The organism is Ruegeria sp. TM1040 (assembly GCF_000014065.1).
Classification (GTDB): domain Bacteria; phylum Pseudomonadota; class Alphaproteobacteria; order Rhodobacterales; family Rhodobacteraceae; genus Epibacterium.
This window is the reverse complement of sequence record NC_008044.1, coordinates 1,695,118-1,717,909: the sequence shown is the minus strand read 5'-3', so window position 1 is coordinate 1,717,909 and position 22,792 is coordinate 1,695,118. Positions and strand designations below refer to the sequence as shown.

Genomic DNA, 22,792 nt, shown 5'->3' with positions numbered 1-22,792 from the left:
GGTGGTGCTGCGGACTTCCAAGAGTTCACGTCAAGCGGTACGTGGACAAAGCCAGATGGGGCCACGTTTGTTCGTGTTGAGGTTGTTGGCGGTGGCGGCGGTGGCGGCAATATCACATCAAGCGGAAATGCTGGCGGCGGAGGTGGGGGTGAGGGGAGCCTAGGTTTGTTCTTGGCATCATCTCTTGGCTCGACCGAGACCGTAACAATTGGCGCTGGGGGTGCTGGTGCGCCCAGTGGTTCAACTGGTGATGCGTCGGTTGGCGGTGATAGCTCGTTTGGCTCTCATTTGATTGGCAGGGGTGGTGGCCTTGGTACGACTGGAAGTGTCAGCCCGTTCAGTAATGAGTGCGCTTCAGGGTCGGGTACGCAAGCCGTATACGTAACATCGACTGAGGCCCCGGGGCAGGGTGGATTTTCAGGTGGATCTGGGTCAATGGGGTACAACGGAGGCGGTGCTGTTATTGGCGGCGGTGGCGGTGGTGGATCACGGTCTTCGCAAGCTGGATCTGGAGGGGTATCGCAACTCGCGGGTAATGGCGGGGATGGGTCTGGCGCGGCATCCACTAAGGGCGGTGACGGACAATCACCGGGTGGAGGTGGAGGCGCGTCGTCTAATGATGGCGGGGGCGGCGACGGCGGCGATGGTCGTGTTCGGGTATGGAGTTGGTAATCATGAAATACGCAATCATTGAAAACGGTGTTGTAGTGAACATCGCAAAGGCCGATGCGCCACTTGCGTATAACTGGGTTGGTGCGGGAGGTGCGCGCATTGGGGATCTTTGGGACGGGCAGGCGTTCACGCCCCCTGCGCCGCCCCCACCAACAACCGATGATGTAAACGCCGAACGCGCCCGACGCCTCGTAGCGGGCACGACTGTCACTGTCACCGGCCACGGCCCTGTGGCCCTCTCTGGGCGCGACGAAGACACGCGCAACCTGCAGGGCCTTGCCTTCGCTGCGCAGCTTCGACTCTCCCAAGGCGATACAACACACCAGACCACCTTCAGGGACGCTGAGAACGCCGACCACGTTCTGACGCCCGCACAGGTGCTTGAAATGTGGTCCTTGGGCTCTGCCTGGATCGAACAGGTCTATGCCGCGAGTTGGGCGCTGAAGGACACGCAAGGCGGCATCCCGGCAGACTACGCCAATGACGGGTATTGGCCGCAGTAACTGGTACATCCGCCACGGGGACGGATACTTCACCACAACTGAACTCGCATGGGAGATTGGAGCCAAGGGCTCCGGTCTCTTTATTTACGTGCCTCCGGGCTTTGCCTTTGACGTCTCGATTCCTCGCTGGGCCGGGTGGATCTTCGACCGGCACGATCCCCGCTATCTGAAAGCTGCTGCGCTGCATGATTACGCCCTCCACCGGCTCGGTTGGGGGCGGGTCAGCGCGGCTGCACCCTTTTCCGAAGCGCTGCGCGCCGCTGGCGTCTCGCGCATCCGCAGGCTGGCAATGGTTCTGGCCGTCACTATCCACAAATGGAGATGAGCAACCGTGAAAGACCTGCTGTTTGCGATTGAATTCTGGCTGGCTATGGCGGCGGCAATCCTGCTGAAGCTGCGCGCCTCGCCCCAAATCACCCTATTCGGGGCTATCACCACCACCGCGTCAGCGATCTGCTGCGCTCTGGTGTTCACTGAGCCGCTTATGGATTGGCTGGAGCTTGATGGCGAGGTCTACACCTACGCAGTTTGCGCTCTGATCGCGCTGACCGGTGAGCATATCGCCCGACAGATCCTGTCTCTTGGCATTGAGGATGCCGTCCGACTTCTGCGGGGGAACAAGAAATGACGTGGGGCAAGTTTATCGTCGGGGCTTGGGGCGCCGTGCTTGCGCTGAGCCTTATGACCAGTGCGCTACCCGCGAGCTGGTGGTTTCAGGCTGGGGAGGTGCGCGTTGCCGACGCTGCATCCGGCGAGTGTCCGGAAATGCAGTTTGATCGCGAGATCAACCGGCCATTTAAGGCCGCCTGGACCGTTACCATCATGGGGCGCGCATCCTATGGTTGGGCCACCTATCGCACCTTTCAGGGCGCCAATGACTATCGGCCGGAAAACCAGCTGCCGGACAAGCTCGACCTCTGTTGGTGGACGTGGGCGGATCCGCTCCTCCTGCCACCGGGGGAATACCGTGTGAACACTCTCTGGCGCATCCATCCGACGCAGGGCAGGGCACGCGAGATCAGGCGCACCAGCAACACATTCACGATCAGCGGAGGCTAGAATGCAGAAGAACTTCGACCGAAGCCTTGATTGGGTTCTGGCCCATGAAGGCGGTTATGTGAACCACCCCAAGGATCCGGGGGGAGCAACGAATATGGGCGTCACCCAGCGCACATATGATGCCGATCTGCGGCGTCGTCAGCTGTCATCTCGCAGCGTGAAACTGATCACCATGGAAGAAGTGAAGGCGATCTATCGCAGCCAATACTGGGACAAGGTGGGTGGCGATGAGCTTCCCGGGGGCTTGGACTACTGCGTCTTTGACTTCGCGGTAAACAGCGGTGTTTCGCGCGCTGTGAAGTTCATGCAGCGCCAGCTGGGCGTCAAGGCTGATGGGATTGTCGGGGTGAACACCATGGAAGCCGTAGACCGCGCGGACGTCGAAGGGTTGATCCAGTCTATCTGTCAGGCTCGGTTCTCCTGGCTGAAGAAGCTGCGCCACTGGGGCACGTTTGGCCGCGGCTGGACACGCCGGGTGATGGGGGAAAGCCTCGGCGTTCAGGCGCGCGACACCGGCGTGATCGATCGCGCTGTCTACCTCCATCGTGAACTTGCCGTCATTCACGCGCCGTCCTATCGCGAGGATGGTTCGGGGGCCCGCGCCGAAGACGGTGAACGGAGCCTGTCTGCCACGGTCAAGGAGTTGATCACGTCTGGTAAGGGGTGGACCAATGGCGGCGCTTTGGGCGGCGGCGCAATCGCCCTCACACAGCTTCAAGGCCCTGTTGCCTACGCCTTGGCCGCTGTGCTTCTGATTGCTGCTGTGACCGCCGCTCTGTACTTCCTGCGCTCGCAGGAGGCTGCGGCATGACCGGCTTGATCGCATTCCTCATGCGCATGGGGTTCGGCGGTATGGTGGACAAAGCCATCAGCCATTTGGAGCGCCGCGCTGAGCTTCAAAACGACCGCGAGAAGCTCAGGAGCCAAACGACTGTAGAGCTGGCCCGTGAGGCCGTGAAAGAAGCCCAGATCATGGCCGACTACAATCGCGCCAAGCTCGCTTTTCCGTGGTTTTGGCTGTTCGCTGCGCTCTTCCTCGTACCCTTGGCCGCATGGTGGAGCGCAGTCATTCTCGACAGCATCTTCGGATTCACTTGGTCTGTCGCAGATCTGCCAACCCCGCAAATGCAGGAGTGGGCCGGGGATATGATCCGGTGGCTATTCTATGTCGGCACGGGCGTCGGAGCGCTCAAGTCGCTTCGATGAAGCTGGCATAACCTCAAAGACGAAAGCCCCGCCATCGAGCGGGGCTTTTTCGTTTCTGGGGCGGCCTAACTTGCGATGTCTCTATTTTGGTGGCTTTTTGAGAGCATTGCCGTGAACTACAACGATACCGTGTTTGTGTTCAATGGCGTCGACAGACTCGCTTGGCATGGGTTTGATTGGGAAGAGGGTGCTTGGTTCGTTGCTCACCCTCAGAATTCATTGGAGTGATTTTTCGTGACCGAATTTTTTGCAAATGTTGGTGTTGTGCTGTCGGCAATTGGACAGGGTTTAAAGGAAGATCCAGCTAAGTTTCAGCACCTAATTGGTGGGGGCTTAGCGTTTTTTGGTGTCTTGCTGACGGTGTGGACAACAGGCCGACGTCTCCGAGAGCAGCTCGCTCACGCTACGCAGCTGGATAAAGCACGTCATGAAAGGGACTTAGAGGTCAAGCGTCGTTCCTTGAAGGGAGCACTTTCTGCTGAACTTTCAGTTATCTCAGGCTTCCTAAGAGACGAAGATATCCAACTGCGTAAGTGGATCACCCCTGACTGGAAGACCATTGAAGAATTGCGCGTCGAACCTGACGAGGCAATCGATCTCGAACTGCTAGTACCAGAAGTTAAGAAGACCGACACGCTCAATAGACCTGAAGCCCCTTACAGGTTCTCTATGCCTGAGAGGGACGAAATCTATAGCGCGCTCGTAGGTGAACTTGCGGTTCTAAGTGTAGAAGAAATTCAGACAATCATCGTCGCATACGACAAGTTTCAGTCATTTAAAAGCTGGGTTAAAGAACATTGTGATGACCAGGTCGAGCAGACAAACGTCTATATTTTTTCGAAGGGAAAAGACCTGTGTTCTCTCCAAGCTCAAATTGAAGATGCCAAGACGGAACTAGACTGGTACTTGAGTACGCTGCTAGATGAGATTACTTTGAAGGAGCCGGCATCTAGCAGCGCATCAAAATGGTGTAGTTTTGTATCCCCAAGCTACTTGGTATTACTTGGTGCGAGCTTTTTGTTTGGATTTTGGGTCAATAGTTCAACTGTTGAGAATGAACCGACAAGCACTAATGAGACTAAGTCGATTAAATCGAAATAGGAGGTTGAGAACATCAAGTGGATTTTTTTACGCGTATCTCTGATGTTGTTTCCTGCGTGCTGCGCCCAGTTTCAGATCAGAGTGAAAATCACTTTTTTGAGTTTTCATGGTTGAAGAAGCTAGGCGCAACGGATGTCGCCACGGCCATTGCAACCGTAGTAATTGCTGTATTTACGGTTGCGATGTTTAGGCTTCATAAAGAGCAACAAAAGCACGATAGAGCCGTAGCCAGAGCGAACTACCAATTTTCTCTTTTTGAAAAGAGGCTTGAGGTCTATTTTGAAGTTCAACGTTTTTTCTATTCGGCGTTTGAGCACCGTGTTCCACAAATGGAAAGTATAGGCGCGCTTCACAAGTCATCCGCTACCGGAACCTTCATTTTTGGTGAGAAAGTCAAGGCGTTCCTTTCTGATTGTGTCAACAAAGCTATGCGACACCATCAATTGGAAACGCGGCGCACGCGCAATGCCGGGATCGACGAGGAAATAGTACAGAGGTGCATGGTTGAACAAGCCGAAATCGAAGATTGGTTGTCTGGAAAGGGTGCTCCTGCCTCGCTCGAGCAGATGTTTTCTGAGTATCTGGAGCTCCCCGCCGACCTCCCAAGGGAGTAAAGACTGAGTCAAACTCAGTGCTCGTGCTATTTGGAGGCGTTGATCTTGCGGCTTTTATGTTCTACATACGTTCTCTCTCGCGGAGAGCGTAATCCATGCCTATTGTTCTTCACATTTGGTGTGAGTGTGGCCGTGTCGGAAAGGTCGAGACTGACCTTCACGCAGATCACCACGCCATATTTCGCCGCGCTCGGTGTAAGGTCTGCCGATCCTACGGGCGGCGAGGCCGTCCAGTGAATGCAGTGCTTGGTTGGGCAGATGAATCCAATTGGAGTGGTAAAGGGGTGGGCGAGGCTCACAAAGATGGGGCGGGATGAACCTAGGTACTTTGATTGTGCGGTCATCTGGTCACTGAGGCGGAAACTATGCAGCTGCCAGAGCTATTCGGCGGCATTCCTTCGGGCGGCCTTCTCGCCGCTTCTTCCTTTCTCATAGGCATCCCCGTTGGATGGGGGGCGCGGGTACCTGGCCCGCAAACACTGAGGGCCAGGGTTGTCTTCTTGTGACACCAGTGCTCTGATCTTTAAAGGAAACCTGCCTACTTAAAATCCCCAGGCTTTAGCCGTGCGGGTTCGAGTCCCGCCGCCCGTACCAACTGACGAACAGCCCACAAATTGCATCTTGAGCCTCTTATGAGCTCTATGCGCTGGCTATATGGCAGCATCGAACGTCGACGACATCTGATGCAGCATCGGGGTTGTCGACGTAAAACGAGGCGGATCCTGCGCTGTATCAGAGGCTCGGCAGCGCCGTCCTGAGAGGCAGCATGCCGTAAGGGCCCGACGACATCTTTTCGAATATCAATCCAATTCCGGAGGTGGAGCCGGATTGTCCTCGAAATATGGGTAAACAAACCCTGAATATCTAAAAAGCAAGTCAATCATTTGCTCAGGTTTGCGCAAAAAAGTATGGAGTTTAATAAATTCCCTGCTTTCCGGCAAAGGACTCCAACACATGGCCAATGCGTACCTTCAAAGCCTCCACACCAGCGCGTCTCTTCGGCAGCTCTTGCAGTTGCGTCCCTTTGAGGCGCCCGTGTCATCTGAAATGGGCGATAGCCGGATCGAGTTGGAGGCCGAGAACGGAACGCGCCTTGTTCTTGACGGGTCGTTCTCTTCCGAGGACGAAGGGAGCTGGGTCATTTATGCTCTGGCGCTCTATGACGGGGCCGACACGCTGGTGTCGATCTCGGACATGGCGCTCTCCTACGAGGATTTTTTTGCAGCCAATGGCAGAGAGCGCCTGAACATGGTGTTCGAAGGCGCCGATGAGATCACGTCTAATCTCGGCTCTGGTCTTCGTATGAATTTTCAAGCCGGCGATGACGTTATCACCCTTGGCTTCGGTGATGACGTGATCAACGGCGGTCGTGGCAACGACACGGTGTCTGCCGGGGCAGGGAATGACACGATCAACGGCAACGCGGGCAGAGACCAGATCAATGGCCATGACGGAGACGACGTCCTGACGGGCGGCGGCGGTCGCGACAAGCTAAACGGTGGTGTTGGAAACGACGTTCTGTCCGGGAACGCGGGACGCGACAAGCTGGTCGGTGGCACTGGCAATGACACGCTCTCTGGCGGTGCGGATGATGATGTCCTGCGCGGTGGAACCGGCGATGACGTTCTGACCGGCGGCGCGGGCGCAGATGTGTTCAAGTTTCGGGCCAATGACCACACCAATGTGATTACAGACTTCGAAGTTGGCGTCGATCACATCGAGGTCCTCAAAGGCGCGCGCGGTATGCGTGGCGTTGATTTTGAGCAAATCGGCGACGATGTGGCGGTCTATTTCGGCAACGTAACCGTGATTGTCCAAGACACCACGGTCGAGTTGATGGACGACAGCGACAACTTCTTGTTCTGAACGTAACTTCGTTGCGAACGTGACGCCGGAGCACTGGCGCCTTTCCTGGTGGGAATGGGCTCAGGGCGTCCGTTCCGTGTTTAGATGGCGTAGGTCTCAAGACCCCTTGCAGCAGATCAATTGATGCGATGCAGCCGGCGCTGCACCACCTAAGGCGTTGCGCGCCCTGGGCGGCACTAGGTGTTCGGACTGTCGTCTGATACCGGCAAGTGAAAGCGTCATTTCCAATCTGTGCGGCCATTTGCATGCGTCGCGTGCCCACACAGGTTCGACTTTACGCGTTCAGCAGTCCCACGATGCGGCAGGGCGTGACTTGCGATGAGTAAACTGATGGCGTGCAGATTGATCACCTTGGCTCTCCCGAGCCGGACGCGTTCCAGTTGCCACGGCGCCACTCACACGAGGTGGCCGTTGCACAGAAGAGTGGCACATGAGAGCCGATCCAGCCCCCACAGACGTGCAGATTTTGAAACTGCGCGCGTTTGATGGCTATCTGGGAGGATCTGTGACGCCATAAAAGGAACGCTGTGATGATCAACATGCTGGCCTCCGTTTGGGCGCTCCTGGCCGGAGTCGTGCTCATCATGCTGGGCAACGGGATGCATTTTACCTTGATGGGGCTGCGTGGCGGGGTCGAGGGGTTCTCCTCGGCCGAGCTCTCCATCGTGACCTCTGGCTATTTCCTCGGCTTTTTATCAGGCGCGCGCTTTACACCGCTCCTGATCCAGCGCGTGGGTCATGTGCGGGTGTTTGCAGCGCTCGGCAGCTTTATCTCGGCGGCGCTCATTGCCTTTACGCTATGGGTCGAGCCCTGGACATGGACGCTCCTGCGGATCTTGATCGGTTTTTGCATGTCTGGGATTTATGTGGTTGCCGAAAGCTGGCTCAACAATTCCACCAGCAATGAGAACCGGGGCAAGATGCTCTCGGCCTACATGCTGGCGCAGACACTAGGCATCATCGGCGCGCAGGGTTTGCTGACGCTTGGGGATGCTGCCAATGCTGCGCTGTTTATTGGCGCGTCGATCCTGGTGTCCATTTCCTTTGCGCCGATTTTGCTGTCGATCCAGCCCGCCCCCCTCGTCGAAGTGACCAAACCCGGTGGTTTGAAGGATCTTTTTGCAGCCTCGCCGCTTGGGACCGCAGGTATTTTTGTGCTGGGCAGTATCTATGCCAGCCAGTCCGGCATGGGCGCGGTGTTTGGCAGCGAGATCGGCCTGAGCGCCAATCAGATCGCGCTGTTCGTCGCGATGCTGTTTGGTGGTGCCTTGTTCATGCAGGTGCCGATTGGCTGGCTGTCGGACCGGCTGGATCGGCGCAAGGTCATCTGTGGCACCGCGGCGCTTGGGGCCGCCGCCTGTGGACTTGGCTGGTTGGCGCAGAGCCCGCCTGCCTGGCTCGGGGTTGACCCGCTTGTTCCCATTATGGCGGCGGCCTTTCTCGCAGGGGGCATGACAACGCCGCTCTATGCGCTCTTGCTGGCCTATACCAATGACAATGTCGCCGCCGAGGATATGCCCGCGATCTCGGGCGGGCTGGTCTTTACGTTTGGGCTTGGTGCGATCATCGGGCCGATTGCGGTTGGTCTGGCGATGAACGCCACAGGTCCCTTTGCATTCTGGATGGTGCTTGGCGCTGCCTTCCTGATGATCACGCTCTATGCGCTCTACCGGATGTCGCAGAGTGAGGCGACGCCGGTCTCTGAGACCGACGCCTATGTCAACCTCGTGCCTTCAGCGACCATTGTGGCGGTTGAGGATGCAACCACCTGGGCGGCAGAGAATGCAGACGTGGACCCGTCTGAGCCCTAGAGCGCCTCAGGTGATGTCAGAACTTTGCCAGACGTTGCGCGTGGTGAGATAGCTCTCAAGCCCTTCGGTGCCGCCTTCACGCCCGTAACCACTGGATTTCACTCCGCCAAACGGGGTCTCCGGCAAGGAGGCCTCAAGCGTATTGATGGAGAAATTGCCCACTTCGACCTCGTCAATCATGCGCGCGATATAGTCCGCACGATTTGTAAAAGCATACCCTGCCAACCCGTAATCCACAGCGTTTGCCTGCGCGATGGCTTCGTCGAGGTTGCGCACCGTGTTGAGCACCGCGATGGGACCAAAGGGCTCTTCGCGCATGATGCGCGCGCTGTCTGGCACGTGTGTCAGCACCGTGGGGGCAAAGAAATATCCCCTTTCCCCCACGCGCGTGCCGCCGGTGCAGAGCGTTGCGCCTTGGGCGAGGGCGTCATTAACCAGATCCGTCAGAACCGGAATGCGACGGGCGTTGGCAGTTGGTCCCATTTCTATCCCGTCGTGCATCCCGTTGCCCACACGAGTTGCCGCCGCCCGTTGGGTGAAGGTGGTCGCGAATTCATCAAAGATGTCTTGATGCACAAAGAACCGTGTTGGCGATGTGCAGACCTGTCCCGCGTTGCGCATCTTGCGGATGGCGCCGCTCAGGGCTGCCTTTTGCACATCGGTGTCCTCGCAGACGATCACCGGTGCGTGCCCGCCAAGCTCCATCAGGACGCGGGTGTCGCTCTGGGCGGCAAGAGCTGTCAACTGGCGGCCCACTGCGGTGGATCCGGTGAGGGCCACAAGCCGCACGCAGGGCTGCGGGATGAGATAAGCCGAAATCTCCGCCGGGCGGCCAAATACCAGATTGAGCACACCATCGGGCAGGCCCGCGTCCTGAAACGCGCGGACAATATGGATCGCCCCGGCGGGGGTTTCCTCTGCTGCCTTGAGGATCAGGGAGCAGCCCGACGCAAGGGCACCCGCGATCTTGCGTGCAGGCTGGCTCATGGGGAAGTTCCATGGTGAAAAGGCTGCGACAACGCCAATGGGGTGGTGATGCACGGAGATTTTTGTACCCGCCGCCGAGGGGATCACGCGTCCGTAAGTGCGCATGGCCTCTGCCGCGTCCCACTCGAAAAACTCTGCGCCGCGAATGACTTCCAACCGAGCCTGGGCCAGTGGTTTGCCATGTTCGGCGGTAATGGACTGCGCGATCTCTTCTTGCCGATCCCGCAGAAGGCGCGCAGCGCGCAATATCAGATCCGCCCGGCTGCGCGGCGGGGTGTTACGCCAGATCTCGAGCCCTTTTTGAGCCGCTGCCAGCGCGTCCTCAAGATCCGAAATCCGCGCGCAGGGCAGGCGGCCCAGCTCTTCTTCCGTGGCCGGGTTCACAACCGAGAGGGTCTCAGGCGTGTCGCGCCATGTGCCGCCGATAAAGAGTTTGAGATCGGGATAGTTGCGCATTTCGGCCTCATTGGTGTCAGTCGCGATAGGGCAACTCTTTCGCGCGCGTGGCATCACCTCAACCGAATTGAACAAATACAGGTATCACAATCAGCGATATCAGGACGCGGGGGTGAGACGCGCAATCTCTGCCGCCGCCGCATGAAGCGCCGCCAAGAGCGCACCTCCCGCCGGCGAGAGGCTCTGCTGGCCGCGAAACGAGACGCCCACCGGACCAGCCCCGAAGGGCACCACCCAATCCAGCGGCTTCAGGAGCCCGTTTTCAATGTCGAGGGCCGCAACATGTGCGGGCATCAAGCCGATGAAATCATGGCTGCGCAGAAGCGCGCGATTGGCCAGATACGATACTGACTCGATCGCGGTTTGCGGCATGTACTGATCCTGACGGATAAAAAACTGATCGGTCTGCCGCCGGAGCGTGGTCTCGATGGGGGGAAGAATCCAGCCATGAGGCCGGATATCGTCGAATGTCAGGTTGCTTTCACAGGCAAGGGGGTGTTGCGGGCCGGCGACTGCCAAGATCCTCTCATCAAAGAACTTTTCCTGCGTGATATTCTCGCGGTGGCGATGGCTGGGCAGGCGCCCGACGACCATGTCGATTTCCCCCGACAGAAGACCGGGCATCAGCACCTCATGTGTGCCTTCGACGATCTTGATCGCGACCTTTGGACGGTCCTGTAGCACACGCTCGACCGCCATCGGCAAGAGCGAAGGCGATGCGGCCAAGAGCGTACCCACCACGACTCGGCCACTGTTGCCTTCATTGAGATCATCGAGCTCCTGTGCGGCGTTGGACACCTGCGCGAATATCAGTTTGCCATGTCGGATCAGCGAGTCTCCAAAGACCGTGGGGACCACGCCGCGATTGGTGCGCTCGAACAGTTTGACCTCAAAATCCACTTCGAGATCCTGGATCATCTTTGTCGCTGCTGGTTGCGAGATGTTGAGATCGCGCGCCGCGTTCTGAATGCTTCCATGCTGGCCCACGGCGACAAGCAACCTCAGTTGGCGCAGCTTGAGCCGGGTCAGAGCGCGTTCAACGATACGGGTGTGGCGAGTGGCCATAGGTGGTCCTCAGGTGATGATTGCGGCGCAGGCGCGCTCGATGGCGGCGACCGCGCTCATGGCGGCCAGCGCCGAGCTGCGCGGATTGTCGGGCAGGGCATTGCCTTCGATGCGGAAATGAAAACTGCCGAAATCGCCATGCGCTTGAATTTCGTGGATATTCACGCGCGCGCTTGGGTCGGCAATCAGCTCAACACGAGTGGTGTCAAACCCGGTTCCCGCCAGCGCCACTGCTGCGGCGACATTGGCGTTCTTGGGGTAGGCGATGGCGGCCTCGCGGGCGCTGCCGCGAAAATGGGTGGCCGGGCTTCTTAGTCCGTCCAATTCCAGAACGTGCTCGGCGACCGAGCCCCGCCACGCCTGGGGGGGCTTGCGCCCGACATAGACCACATCGGCAAGCCCTCCGACCTTTGCCGCCCTCAGGCAGTCGAGCGCACCAATAGCACCACTTGCCAAATGCAGCCGCGTCTTGCCCGCGCGGGCCGCCCGTTCCAGATCTGCATGGAGGGCGTCATCGGCAAGCGCCCCAAGCGAGAGCGTCACAAGTGCGATGCCGCGTTCAAGGAGGGCCGCGCCGTGCTGCACCAGGGCACCGTGTCCGGCACAGTCCACCATCACCGAGATATCCTGCGGCAAGTTCTGAACCCGTTGCACATAGTCCACGCCATCGAGCGCTTCCTGAGCCTCTGGAGGCGGCGCCGAGCGCGCAAGGATCACATGTGGCCCCAACCCACGCAGGCGCAACTGCTGAGCGACATATTGCGCGATGGCACCTGCTCCGATGATGCCGATTTTCATGGCTGCCTCCTGTGCTGCCTGCTGTTTTGGCCCTAGCCTAGCGGAATTCAGATCGGCTTCGGTATCAGAATATTGGATATCCAGTTTCGGTCAATCTGGTTGGTTTTTCCGCAGGCCATAGCCTTAGTTGGGCCCAAGATAGCCGCTGCCAAGCGCGTGAAACATCGGAGCCAAGCCCATGAAATACAAAAAGAACGAAGCCAAGGCCTACGCCCGTGAAACCATGCGCGGCATTTGGGCGGCGGCGCTAAATCCCTTTGATGAGGCGCTAAAACTCGACGAGGCGGGGCTGCGGCGCAATATCCGCCATTGGATCGACGATCTGGACATTCAAGGCCTGTTCATTGCTGGCAAGCAAGGCGAGTTCTGGTCGATGTCCATCGAGGAGCGCAAGCGCAACATGACCATCGCAGTCGAGGAATGCGGCGACAAGGCGGGCACGATCATGTCGATCTCGGACCAAAGCGTGGACACGGTGCTCGACCTTGGTCGCCATGCTCAGAGCTGCGGGGCGGATTATGTTGTGGTGCATGCCCCGATGCTGAGCTTTTGCCACGACCGAGATGAGGTTTTGTATAATTATTATAAATACCTGTGCGACCGTCTTGATATCGGGATCGCCATGTGGAGCCACCCGGACAGCGGTTATCTGATGGCACCGGAGACATGTGCGCGCATTGCCGAGCTGCCGAATATCATGGCGATCAAATACTCTGTTCCGCGCGAGATGTATGCCCGACTGACGCAGATGGTCGGGGACAAGATCCTTGTGTCGACCTCGGCAGAAGACGATTGGCTCGACAATATCGAGGATCTGGGTTGGCAGCTCTATCTGTGTTCCTCGCCGCCCTATCTTCTGCAGACCAAGGCCGACCGGCGCATGCATGAATACACCGAACTGGCCTTTGCCGGAAAATTCGAAGCCGCCCGGAAGCTGCGCAACAGCCTGGAACCCGTGCGCAATGCGTTGCGCGACACCAAACCCGCTGGCAAGCCGACCGCGCATGGCAAATACTGGCAGGAACTCTTGGGACAGACCGGGGGACGTGTGCGTCATCCGATGCTGGAGCTCACCGAGGCCGAGAAAGCCGCCACCAGTGCCGCCTTTGAGGATTGTGGCCTCCTGCGTTGATCCCGCATCATGATCGGAGAGGGGCTGGCGATACTGGCCGCGCTGTCCTACGGCGGCGCGGCTGTATCGATTGTGCAAAGCAAACCCGGAGCGCAGGCAGACAACGGCGTCTTCCTGTCGGTGCTGGTGCTGTTTGGGATCTCCGGCGGGATTTGGCTCGGCAGTGGCGTTGTGCCGCTCTCGGCGCTTTGGCAGCCAGAAGGGCTCTGCGCTATTGGGGTCTTTGCTCTTGCGGGGCTGAGCGCAAACGGTCTGGCGCGATGGTCGATGTATCGCGCGACCGAGCGGATTGGTGCCGTTTCCGCAACTCTGCTACGCCGTCTCACCCCCATCTTTGTACTGCCGTTTGCCTATCTGCTCCTCGAGCAAATTCCTGATGTGGCAACGCTTTGGGGCGGCTGTGTCATCCTGATCGGGGTCTGGATCTACCTGCGTCCGAGCACACAACCGGCTGCGGGAGGCCTGTCATCCGGGGTGATGTTGGGGCTACTTTCGCCGTTGGCCTATGCCTTTGCCTATAGCTTGCGCGGGCTGGGATTGAACGGACTGCCAGACCCGGCGCTTGGCACCTTTGTTGGTGCAGGAGCCGCGATCATCTGGAGTTTGGCGCGCCACGGTCTGCACCGGTCGCCAGAGCGGGGGCTGAGGTATCTGCTGACGGATCGCAGTCCCGCGCATTGGCGTACGGCTCTGGCCCTGAGTGTCGGACAACTCCTACAGTTCTTTGCCCTAAAGATAAGCGCTGTGGCGACCGTGGCCCTCCTTGGGACTTTGGAAGTGCTATTCTCTGCCGTCTTTATATGGCTCATCTATGGGCGCGAGAGTGTTGATATTAAGCGCTTATTTGCTGCTACCCTTTGTGCGCTCGGCGGGACTGCCCTGATGATATTGGCCTGAGATCGGTATCAGCAATCTGGATACCCACTTTCGCGGAAATAAATATTTCGCATGGGCAATATTTCCTAGGGTAGCGATAAGCGCAACCCAACGCCCCCAAGTGCCGGGGGCTGCACGCGGGAGAGACCCATGCCTCAGCATCCGACATTGAAGCCCTTTAACTTTGAGAAATGGGTGGAACAAAACGCGGATAAGCTGCGCCCTCCGGTGGGCAATCAGCTGCTGCACAAGGAAGGCGACATGATCGTGATGGTTGTGGGAGGGCCCAACACCCGCATGGATTTTCATGACGACCCGGTGGAGGAATGGTTCTTCCAGCAAAAGGGCGACATGATGCTCAAGATTGCCGATGGGGGCAAAATCTATGACGTTCCAGTGCGGGAAGGCGAGGTCTTTATGCTGCCGCCCCATGTTCGCCACGCGCCGCAACGTCCGCAGGAGGGCTCGGTGGGGATCGTCGTAGAGGCGCCGCGCCAGCCCGGTATGAAAGAAGGGTTCGAGTGGTACTGTTTTGAGTGCGAGGGGCTCGTTCACCGCGAAGAGGTGGCCCTTGATGGACCCGAGGGGATCGTGACTGCGCTCCCAAAAATCTACAGCAAATTCCACGACAGTCTCGAGGCTCGCACCTGTCCACACTGCGGCGCGCTCCATCCCGGCAAGGGGAAGCCACCTGCAGATTGGGTGCAGCTTTGATGATCAAAACAATAAGCAAAACAGGGAATTGGCCAATGAATGTCATTTGGAAAACGATCACAGGCGCCGCATTTGTGCTGTCGAGTACGGTTGCCCCCCAGGCCAAGGAGTTTCGTCTTGGCCTGATCACACCGCCGCCACACATCTGGACCAAAGCTGCCGAAGCCTTTGGCGCAGATATCGCCAAGGCCAGCGATGGGGCCCATAGCGTCACCGTGTTTCCCGCGCGCCAGCTCGGCAACGAGGCAGAGATGCTGCAACAATTGCAGACCGGCGCCCTGGACATGGCGTTTATGACGGTAGCCGAAGTGTCCAATCGCGCCCCGGATTTTGGCGCGCTTTATGCGCCCTATCTCGCGGAGGACATCGCCCACGCAGGCCGAATCCTGCGCAGTGAAACCGCCACCTCCATGCTGGCACAATTGCCTGCCAAAACAGGTGTTGTCGGCACGGGATATGGCATGGCGGGGCTGCGTCAGATCGTGACCCGTGGTGAGGTCAACAGTGTTGACGATCTTGCGGGTCTGAAGCTGCGGATCACGCCCTTCGAGCCGATCCTCGATTTCTACAATGCCATTGGCGCCGCCCCAACGCCGATGCCGCTGCCCTCGGTCTATGATGCGCTGGCCAATGGTCAGGTCGATGCGATCGACATGGATGCCGAACTGATCTGGGTGCTCAAATACTACGAACATGCGGATACGGTTGTGCAATCAAACCACATGATGTTCCCGATGGTGGGGCTTGTCTCTGCACGGGTCTGGGCGGGCCTTTCGGAGGCGGACCGTGCCCTGATCGGAGATCTCATGGCGCGCCATGTAGACAGCACGATCGATACCTATGTGGAGAAAGAACAGCTCTGGCTGGATGAGATCAAGGCGACGGGGCGCACCTATAAGACGGTCGATGCGGCATTCTTTGGTGAGGCGGTCGAGAGCTGGAATGCGGTTTGGTCGGAGCGCTCGCAAATGCTCGGGCCATTACGCGCAGCGGCTGCGGCCACCGCGCGGGACTGACCCTCAACAGCCATCGGCGGCGGCCCCTCGCGAGAGGGGCGCGCCAGTGAGGCGGAGAGCGAAATGATCGGACGTATCTCGGCAGCCTGGGCACGCTGTGAGCTGGCGCTGGCCGCATGTCTTGCGGTCTCCATCACGGCGCTGATCCTGCTCAATGTGGTGACGCGAAGCCTTGGCGCGGCCTTGTTCTGGGTGGATGAACTGGCGATTTATGCGATGGCCTGGATGGCCTTTCTGGGCGCCTCCGCAGCCGTGCATTTTGGCCATTCGGTCGCTGTGACGATCCTCACCGATACTTTGCCTCTTGCGCTTCAGAAGATCGCGGCACAGCTGGTGGACGGGATCGTTTTGGGGTTTGCGCTTGCGATGCTGTGGTTTTGCTGGCGCTGGTTTGCGCCGCTGGCCCTGATCCAGAGCGGCTTTGATCTGGCAGCTTTTCAGGGCGCGACGTTCAACTTTGTCTACGCCGAACCCACCACCACCCTCGGCCTTCAGAAACATTGGGTCTGGTCCGTGATGTGGGTCTTCGCGCTCGGGATGACACTGCACAGTTTTGCAAATCTGATCGGGCAGGGTGCCAACCCAGAGGATGACCGTTCATGACGCCTTTGATCTTTGCTTTCAAACTCTTGATCGCGGTGCCGGTGGCCTTGGTTCTGGCGCTCACGGCCATCTGGTACATCTGGGAGAGCGGCAACACGGTCCTCTATGACAGTTTTGCGCAAAAGATGTTCTCCGGGCTAGAGAGTTACGGCCTGCTGGCGATCCCGCTGTTCATGCTGACGGGGGAGATGATGAACGAAGGCGGCATGACCCGCCGCTTGATCAATGCGGCTCGGGTCTTTGTCGGCGGGTTTCGCGGTGGGCTCGCCTATATCAACCTGCTGACCAATATGTTCATGGCGGCGATCATCGGATCGGCCACAGCGCAGATCGCGGTGATGGCCCGTGCGATGACGCCAGAGATGGAAAAAGAGGGGTATGACACGGGCTTTGCCGCTGCCACGACAGCGGCGGGCGGGTTGCTTGCGCCGGTCATCCCGCCGTCGATGATGTTCGTGATCTTCGGCGTACTGGCCCAGGTTCCGATTGGCGAGATGTTTCTTGCAGGCCTCATTCCGGGGATGATGCTTGCAGGGGCCTTTGCGCTGGTGATCTTCGGGATCGGTGTCGCCACAGGCTTTCCAAAGGGCAGCTGGTTCACCGCGCCAGAGGCGTTCTCGGCGCTTCTATATTGCTTGCCCGCAGCGCTGATCCCCTGTGCGATCATCGGCGGTGTGGTGTTTGGGATTGCAACCCCGACCGAGAGCGCTGCAATCGCCTCTCTGCTGGCCTTTGGGATGGGGTGGCTGGTCTATGGCGAACTGAAGCCTGCGGCCCTCTTTGCGATGTTCCGTCGCACTGCCATCAACGCCTCGATGATCATCTTCATGATCGCCTGTGCCAATGTCTTTGGCTGGGTCATCATCTACGAGGCCCTGCCACAAAAGCTCGCGGCGCTGATCACCTCGATCACCAGTGACCCGTTTCTGTTTCTGCTGATCGTCAATCTGATCCTGCTGCTGATCGGGATGCTGGTGGATGGGATCGCCGCCGTGATCCTGATCTCGCCCATCTTGTTGCCGATCGCGGTAAACCACTATGACATCAGCGCCCATCAATTTGGTGTCGTCATGTGCCTGAACCTCGTGCTGGGCTTGCTGACACCGCCCGTTGGGGTCGGGCTTTATATTGCGTCTTCCATGAGTGGCGCCACGCCCGGCCAGATCCTGCGCTCCCTCTGGCCATTCCTTTTGGCGGTAGCGCTAATCCTTGTCCTATTGAGCCGGTTTCCTGTGTTGTCGACCGCGTTTCTATAGTTCAGGTGATCTAAATGGGGCGCAAATGGCGCTGAATTCATTCAAATTGAAATTACTAAATGGGCTCGTATGAGATGTTTTTGTTGCGCGTACTGGCCAACGGACAAAAGGGCCGAGCCTGAAAATTTCTGAAAAATTATTGTCAAGCGATCCCGGCGCGTTGTGCTTTGTTGGGGTGTTGCGTCACCTAGGTGCGCGCTCCACACTGGATTGCAACACCATGTAATCATTTACTCATTCTTAAGTGCGCATCGATAGTTCTGCGGCATCAGCTTTTTAACGAAGCGACGTTTGGCCAAGTCGGCACCGTGTTTCATTGTTCCCAATTTTTTTCTCAGTCGTCTTGGCCTCCCATAAAATGGAGAGAAAAGTGACCTTAAAAAGGTTTTCCCAAGCAGGAGCCCTGGGGGCAATTGCGCTGATGCCTGCGGCAGCCTTTTCGTTCGATTTCGGCGAGTATCATTTTGAATATGCCCGGCTGGGGTCGTGTGATGTTGACCTTCGTGTCGACCCTCATCGCGAAGAGGCGTTTTTGTTTCTATTAGGGGTGGAATTTCAAGCTGCAGGTGGGGCAGAGCTTTGGAGCGGAAATTGGCACCCGATGCCCGAAGTGACCGCTGAAAATCTCGCTGATTGCCTGGGAGTCCCATCGTCGCTGGTTGAAGTCACTCGGCAGGAAGGGCCTGTGTTCGATTCCGATAGTAGCGAGTCCTTCCGGCTGACAACCTACATCGGGTTGACGTTCGATCTGCAAACAGACTCGATGGAACTTGCCGCGGGTACCTACGAGTTCTCCACTGATACAAATGGGGAGATCAGATACCTAGGGTTCACTGATCGGATTGCGCCCGAGCTGACACCGCCAAGCGATCAGTCCGCGACTACCGATGCGGGACAGGCGACAGCGTCTTTGAATGTGACCTCCCTTGGCTCCGCGTCAGATAACGCAGATTCGAGCATCGACATCGCCTACGCCATCGGCAGTACGACGATCACCGGCTCCTACGACTTCCCAGTTGGAGAGACGACCGTGACGATGTCTGCGTCTGATGCTGCTGGCAATGATGCCACGCCGGTGACGTTCAAAGTTGTCGTCTCCGATGAGGAAAGCCCCGCCCTGACTGCGCCTTCCAACCAGGAAATCACGACCGAATCGGGGGCCTCTACCGCATCCCTTGATGTTACGGACCTCGGCTCGGTCAGTGACAACGTAGATAGCAGCCTCAGCATCACCTATTATGTCGGCAGCGCCGCGCTCTCCGGGGCGTATGACTTTCCGCTTGGCGACACCACTGTGACAATGATGGCATCCGATGCCGCCGGGAATTCTGCGCAGGACACATTCACCGTGACCGTAAACCCGGGCGATGTGACCGCGCCGGTCCTGACAGCGCCTTCGGATCAGACTGCGGCAACTGCCGTGGGGGCAAGCACAGCCGCGCTTGATGTTACAAGCCTTGGTTCGGGAAGCGACAACCTCGATGACGTGGTGACGATCACCTACAAGGTCGGCGACACCGTTTTGGACGGCGCCTATGACTTCCCGATTGGCGAGACGACTGTGACGATGGATGCCACCGATGCGGCAGGCAATGCGGCAGCGCCAGTGTCGTTTACAGTGACGATCACCCCCGGCGACGCGACCGCGCCGGTCCTGACAGCGCCTTCGGATCAGACTGCGGCAACTGCCGTGGGGGCAAGCACAGCCGCGCTTGATGTTACAAGCCTTGGCTCGGGCAGCGACAACCTCGATGACGTGGTGACGATCACCTACAAGGTCGGCGACACTGTGTTGGACGGCGCCTATGACTTCCCGATTGGCGAGACGACTGTGACGATGGATGCCACCGATGCGGCAGGCAATGCGGCAGCGCAAGTGTCGTTTACTGTGACGATCACGCCCGGCGACGCGACCGCGCCGGTCCTGACAGCGCCTTCGGATCAGACTGCGGCAACTGCCGTGGGGGCAAGCACAGCCGCGCTTGATGTTACAAGCCTTGGTTCGGGCAGCGACAACCTCGATGACGTGGTGACGATCATCTACAAGGTCGGCGACACCGTGTTGGACGGCGCCTATGATTTCCCGATTGGCGAGACCACTGTGACCATGGATGCCACCGATGCGGCAGGCAATGCGGCAGCGCAAGTGTCGTTTACAGTGACGATCACCCCCGGCGACGCGACCGCGCCGGTCCTGACAGCGCCCTCGGATCAGACGGCATCCACCGAGCCAGACGCAACCTCCACATCGTTGGACGTCACAAGCCTTGGCTCGGGGAGCGACGACATAGATGACTCGGTGACGATCATCTACAAGGTCGGCGACACTGTGTTGGACGGCGCCTATGACTTCCCGATTGGCGAGACGACTGTGACGATGGATGCCACCGATGTGGCAGGCAATGACGCGGTGCAGGTTTCTTTTGTGGTCACGGTCCTTGATGGGACGCCGCCGCCAGAGCCTACGATCACCGATGTGGTCGTGAATGACGATAAAACCCTGACGGTGACAGGCACCGCGCAGGCCGGGGCAACCGTCACAGTCACCTTCCCTGATGGTTCCACGGTTGAGACAACTGCGTCTGGCGCCGCGACCTCGGCAAAAGGGCGCGTGAACCGTGACTCAACGGCGGTCTTTGCGGCGGCGACCGGAACCTATACGGCCACCTCTGCAACCCCGCAAACCAGCGGCGACGTCTCGGCCTATTCGTCCACAACGGGGGGCGGCGCCTCGGCTTCCGCTTCGGTTGCGGTTGATGCGACTTCGCCCGATGTGGTGCTGAGCGGCGGCCCGAGCGACGGCATCAGCGCCAATGAGAGCTTTACCGTCACCGCAACCTTCAACGAGGTAGTGACAGGCTTTAGCGCGAGCGATGTTGTGGCACAAAACGCCAGCGTCACCGCCGTGACAGGGTCGGGCAGCGACTATACCATCAGCTTGCGCGCAACCGGCGCAGGGACTGTCACCGTCGAAGTGCCCGCAGGAGCGGCAGAGGACGCAGCGTCAAACCCGACGAATGCCTCGAACACGCTTGTCTTTGACGACACCACGGTTGTGGAAACCCAGAAGCAGATTGCCGGCTTCCTCTACAATCGCGCCAACCAGCTGATCTCGAACCAGCCAGAGCTCATTGGTTTCCTGTCGCAGACCGGGATCGGATCGGGAACGCTTGATGCCTATGTCACGCGGGGCGCCGGGAACTTCAATCTCGCGTCGCGTGGCGGTCTGCCGGTTTGGTTCCGCCTGCAAGGCAGCTGGAGCGAGGATGACACAACCGAGGCGCGCTATGCCTTTGGGGCGGTCGGCGGGCATCTGACCCTGAGCGATCGGCTGCTGGTTGGGGCGATGCTCCAGTTCGACCATCTGCATCAGGATCAAGGCAGCCGCCGTGTCGAAGGCACCGGTTGGATGGTGGGGCCCTATGCGGTGGCGCAGATCTCGGATCAGGCCCTCTACGTCGAAGGACGCGTGCTCTATGGCCAATCCTCAAACAAGGTTGCGCCCTTTGGCACCTATGAGGATTCCTTTGACACAACGCGCGTCTTGGCCCAACTGCGGGTCGCGGGGGACATCAAGAAGGGCGACACGATCTTCACGCCCTATATCGACGCCGCTTACGCCAACGAGGAGCAGGACGCCTATGTCGACAGTCTCGGCAACAGCATCGGGGCGCAGAAAATCCACCTGCGTCAGGCAAGCTTTGGTGTGGGCTTTGCCACGCCCCTGCCGATTGGCGCAGCAGACCAAGCGGTGCTGACCGGCGGTCTGGCGGGCGTCTGGTCCTCCACCAGTGGCACGGCGGTCGCGGACACGGTGTTGCCAAGCTACGCGGGATGGCGCGCCAAACTGGACCTCGGTTTGCGCTATGTCTGGGAGAACGGCAGCAAACTCGCACTCTCCGCGCGCTACGACGGGCTTGGCAGCGCGGGCTACAAGGACGTCGGTCTCAGCCTGGATTACAGCCTGAAGTTCTGAGCCTCTGGCCTGTAGGCCGGATCAACATGAAAGGGGGCGCGCAGGTGCCCCCTTTTTTTGTCAGCCCGCGTCCCACTGGCAGATTCCGCGCGGATAGCGTATGCGAAACACACCGTGCATCAAGAAACCAGAGGGAGCGGATGGCAATAGAGATACCAGTTCCAGCCGTCGCGCCCGCTTTGCCAAAACCCTTCAAGACGCAGCTTCTCAAATGGGTGGGCAACAAGCAGCGCTTTGCCCATGAAATCGTTGCACATCTTCCCAAGGACTACGGCACCTATTTTGAACCGTTTCTGGGCGCAGGCGGGGTGATGGCGAACCTGCAACCACATCGCGCGCTGGGCTCAGACATCTATCCTCCCCTGGTCGAGATCTGGCAGGCGCTGCGCGAGGACCCCGCGCGCCTCAACGCGTGGTATCAGAGCCGCTATGACCGCTTCATGACCGGTGACAGGGTTGCCACCTATGAGGCGATCAAGGCCCGCTACAATGACACCCCCAACGGTGCCGATTTCCTGTTTCTCTGCCGCGCCTGTTACGGTGGGGTGGTGCGCTTTCGTCGCAAGGACGGATATATGTCGACCCCCTGCGGCAGCCACCCGGTGATGAAACCTCACAAATTTGCCGAACGGGTCGAGATGTGGCGCGCGCGCATGAAAGGCGCAAGTTTTGCCTGTCTGGACTACCGCTCTGCCATGGCGCAGGCGCGCGCGGGCGATGTGATTTACTGCGACCCGCCTTACGCTCATTCGCAAACCATCCTTTACGGCGCCCAGGCGTTTCGCCTCGAAGAATTGTTTGCGGCGATCGCGGCCTGCAAGGCACGCGGCGTCAGGGTCGCGCTTTCGATCGATGGCACCAAGAAATCCGGCGATATCTATTGCGACATCGCCATCCCTGAGGGTCTGTTTGAACGCGAGATCCTCGTCAATATGGGGCAATCCATGCTCAAACGCTTTCAGATGAGCGGGCAGCGCATGGAGAGCGAAGCCGTGCGCGACCGCCTGCTTTTGACCTACTAAGTCCTTCTTCTAACGAGAAATATCCCGGGGGAGGCCCGACAAGGGCCGGGGGCAGCGCC

At 58.8% G+C, this 22,792-nt stretch carries 22 protein-coding genes; 19 read left to right on the top strand and 3 right to left on the bottom strand.

Annotated features, from left to right (window positions below; genetic code table 11):
• Window positions 1-409: 409 nt before the first annotated feature.
• The 11 genes from TM1040_RS20310 to TM1040_RS12370 all read left to right on the top strand — a co-directional run bounded on the left by TM1040_RS20310 (window position 410) and on the right by TM1040_RS12370 (window position 8,832).
• Window positions 410-694 (top strand): hypothetical protein, encoded by a 285-nt coding sequence (locus TM1040_RS20310; protein ID WP_049763241.1) that lies wholly within the window; start codon window positions 410-412, stop codon window positions 692-694.
• On the top strand, window positions 675-1,175 hold the full coding sequence (locus TM1040_RS12415) for a DUF4376 domain-containing protein (RefSeq protein WP_011538940.1): 501 nt from the start codon (window positions 675-677) through the stop codon (window positions 1,173-1,175). The genes TM1040_RS20310 and TM1040_RS12415 overlap by 20 nt, the downstream gene beginning before the upstream one ends.
• A complete protein-coding gene (locus TM1040_RS12410; protein WP_011538939.1) occupies window positions 1,153-1,500 on the top strand; it encodes a DUF1353 domain-containing protein in 348 nt (115 codons plus the stop codon). The genes TM1040_RS12415 and TM1040_RS12410 overlap by 23 nt, the downstream gene beginning before the upstream one ends.
• A 6-nt stretch (window positions 1,501-1,506) precedes the next feature.
• Complete coding sequence (locus tag TM1040_RS12405) at window positions 1,507-1,803, top strand: hypothetical protein (protein ID WP_011538169.1); 297 nt, start codon at window positions 1,507-1,509, stop codon at window positions 1,801-1,803.
• Entirely contained in the window at window positions 1,800-2,234 is a 435-nt protein-coding gene (locus tag TM1040_RS12400) for a hypothetical protein (protein WP_011538938.1), read from the top strand. The genes TM1040_RS12405 and TM1040_RS12400 overlap by 4 nt, the downstream gene beginning before the upstream one ends.
• Window position 2,235: 1 nt before the next feature.
• Window positions 2,236-3,045: a glycoside hydrolase family 108 protein gene (locus tag TM1040_RS12395; RefSeq protein ID WP_011538937.1), complete on the top strand. Its 810-nt coding sequence runs from the start codon at window positions 2,236-2,238 to the stop codon at window positions 3,043-3,045.
• A complete protein-coding gene (locus TM1040_RS12390; RefSeq protein WP_011538936.1) occupies window positions 3,042-3,440 on the top strand; it encodes a hypothetical protein in 399 nt (132 codons plus the stop codon). Before TM1040_RS12395 ends, TM1040_RS12390 begins: the two co-directional genes overlap by 4 nt.
• Before the next feature lie 234 nt (window positions 3,441-3,674).
• On the top strand, window positions 3,675-4,541 hold the full coding sequence (locus tag TM1040_RS12385) for a hypothetical protein (RefSeq protein WP_011538935.1): 867 nt from the start codon (window positions 3,675-3,677) through the stop codon (window positions 4,539-4,541).
• 17 nt (window positions 4,542-4,558) lie between these two features.
• Window positions 4,559-5,155: a hypothetical protein gene (locus TM1040_RS12380; RefSeq protein WP_011538934.1), complete on the top strand. Its 597-nt coding sequence runs from the start codon at window positions 4,559-4,561 to the stop codon at window positions 5,153-5,155.
• Between the two features lie 954 nt (window positions 5,156-6,109).
• Window positions 6,110-7,021, top strand: coding sequence for a calcium-binding protein (locus TM1040_RS12375; protein WP_011538932.1), 912 nt, complete (start codon window positions 6,110-6,112; stop codon window positions 7,019-7,021).
• Window positions 7,022-7,551: 530 nt separating this feature from the next.
• Entirely contained in the window at window positions 7,552-8,832 is a 1,281-nt protein-coding gene (locus TM1040_RS12370) for an MFS transporter (protein ID WP_011538931.1), read from the top strand.
• A 6-nt stretch (window positions 8,833-8,838) separates the two neighbouring features.
• Here the strand turns inward: TM1040_RS12370 and TM1040_RS12365 are convergent, their stop codons facing one another.
• From TM1040_RS12365 to TM1040_RS12355, 3 genes are all read right to left on the bottom strand, one after another.
• Window positions 8,839-10,275 (bottom strand): NAD-dependent succinate-semialdehyde dehydrogenase, encoded by a 1,437-nt coding sequence (locus TM1040_RS12365; protein ID WP_193339795.1) that lies wholly within the window; start codon window positions 10,273-10,275, stop codon window positions 8,839-8,841.
• 99 nt (window positions 10,276-10,374) lie between these two features.
• Window positions 10,375-11,340, bottom strand: coding sequence for a LysR substrate-binding domain-containing protein (locus TM1040_RS12360; protein WP_011538929.1), 966 nt, complete (start codon window positions 11,338-11,340; stop codon window positions 10,375-10,377).
• 9 nt (window positions 11,341-11,349) lie between these two features.
• Entirely contained in the window at window positions 11,350-12,138 is a 789-nt protein-coding gene (locus tag TM1040_RS12355; RefSeq protein WP_011538928.1) for an aspartate dehydrogenase, read from the bottom strand.
• Window positions 12,139-12,316: 178 nt separating this feature from the next.
• On the opposite strand from TM1040_RS12355, the gene TM1040_RS12350 reads away from it, so the two are divergent.
• From TM1040_RS12350 to TM1040_RS12315, 8 genes are all read left to right on the top strand, one after another.
• Window positions 12,317-13,270 carry a dihydrodipicolinate synthase family protein gene (locus TM1040_RS12350; RefSeq protein ID WP_011538927.1) on the top strand — a complete coding sequence of 318 codons (954 nt, stop codon included), beginning with the start codon at window positions 12,317-12,319 and terminating at the stop codon, window positions 13,268-13,270.
• Window positions 13,271-13,279: 9 nt separating this feature from the next.
• Window positions 13,280-14,167: a DMT family transporter gene (locus TM1040_RS12345; protein WP_011538926.1), complete on the top strand. Its 888-nt coding sequence runs from the start codon at window positions 13,280-13,282 to the stop codon at window positions 14,165-14,167.
• A 129-nt stretch (window positions 14,168-14,296) separates the two neighbouring features.
• Window positions 14,297-14,860, top strand: a complete 564-nt coding sequence (locus TM1040_RS12340; RefSeq protein WP_011538925.1) for a 3-hydroxyanthranilate 3,4-dioxygenase — start codon at window positions 14,297-14,299, stop codon at window positions 14,858-14,860.
• Window positions 14,861-14,895: 35 nt separating this feature from the next.
• Complete coding sequence (locus TM1040_RS12335) at window positions 14,896-15,876, top strand: TRAP transporter substrate-binding protein (RefSeq protein WP_011538924.1); 981 nt, start codon at window positions 14,896-14,898, stop codon at window positions 15,874-15,876.
• 63 nt (window positions 15,877-15,939) lie between these two features.
• Entirely contained in the window at window positions 15,940-16,479 is a 540-nt protein-coding gene (locus TM1040_RS12330; protein WP_011538923.1) for a TRAP transporter small permease, read from the top strand.
• Entirely contained in the window at window positions 16,476-17,735 is a 1,260-nt protein-coding gene (locus TM1040_RS12325) for a TRAP transporter large permease (protein WP_011538922.1), read from the top strand. Before TM1040_RS12330 ends, TM1040_RS12325 begins: the two co-directional genes overlap by 4 nt.
• 685 nt (window positions 17,736-18,420) lie before the next feature.
• Window positions 18,421-21,711, top strand: a complete 3,291-nt coding sequence (locus TM1040_RS12320) for an HYR domain-containing protein (RefSeq protein ID WP_166485546.1) — start codon at window positions 18,421-18,423, stop codon at window positions 21,709-21,711.
• A 140-nt stretch (window positions 21,712-21,851) separates the two neighbouring features.
• Window positions 21,852-22,733, top strand: coding sequence for a DNA adenine methylase (locus tag TM1040_RS12315; RefSeq protein WP_011538920.1), 882 nt, complete (start codon window positions 21,852-21,854; stop codon window positions 22,731-22,733).
• Window positions 22,734-22,792 lie beyond the last annotated feature (59 nt).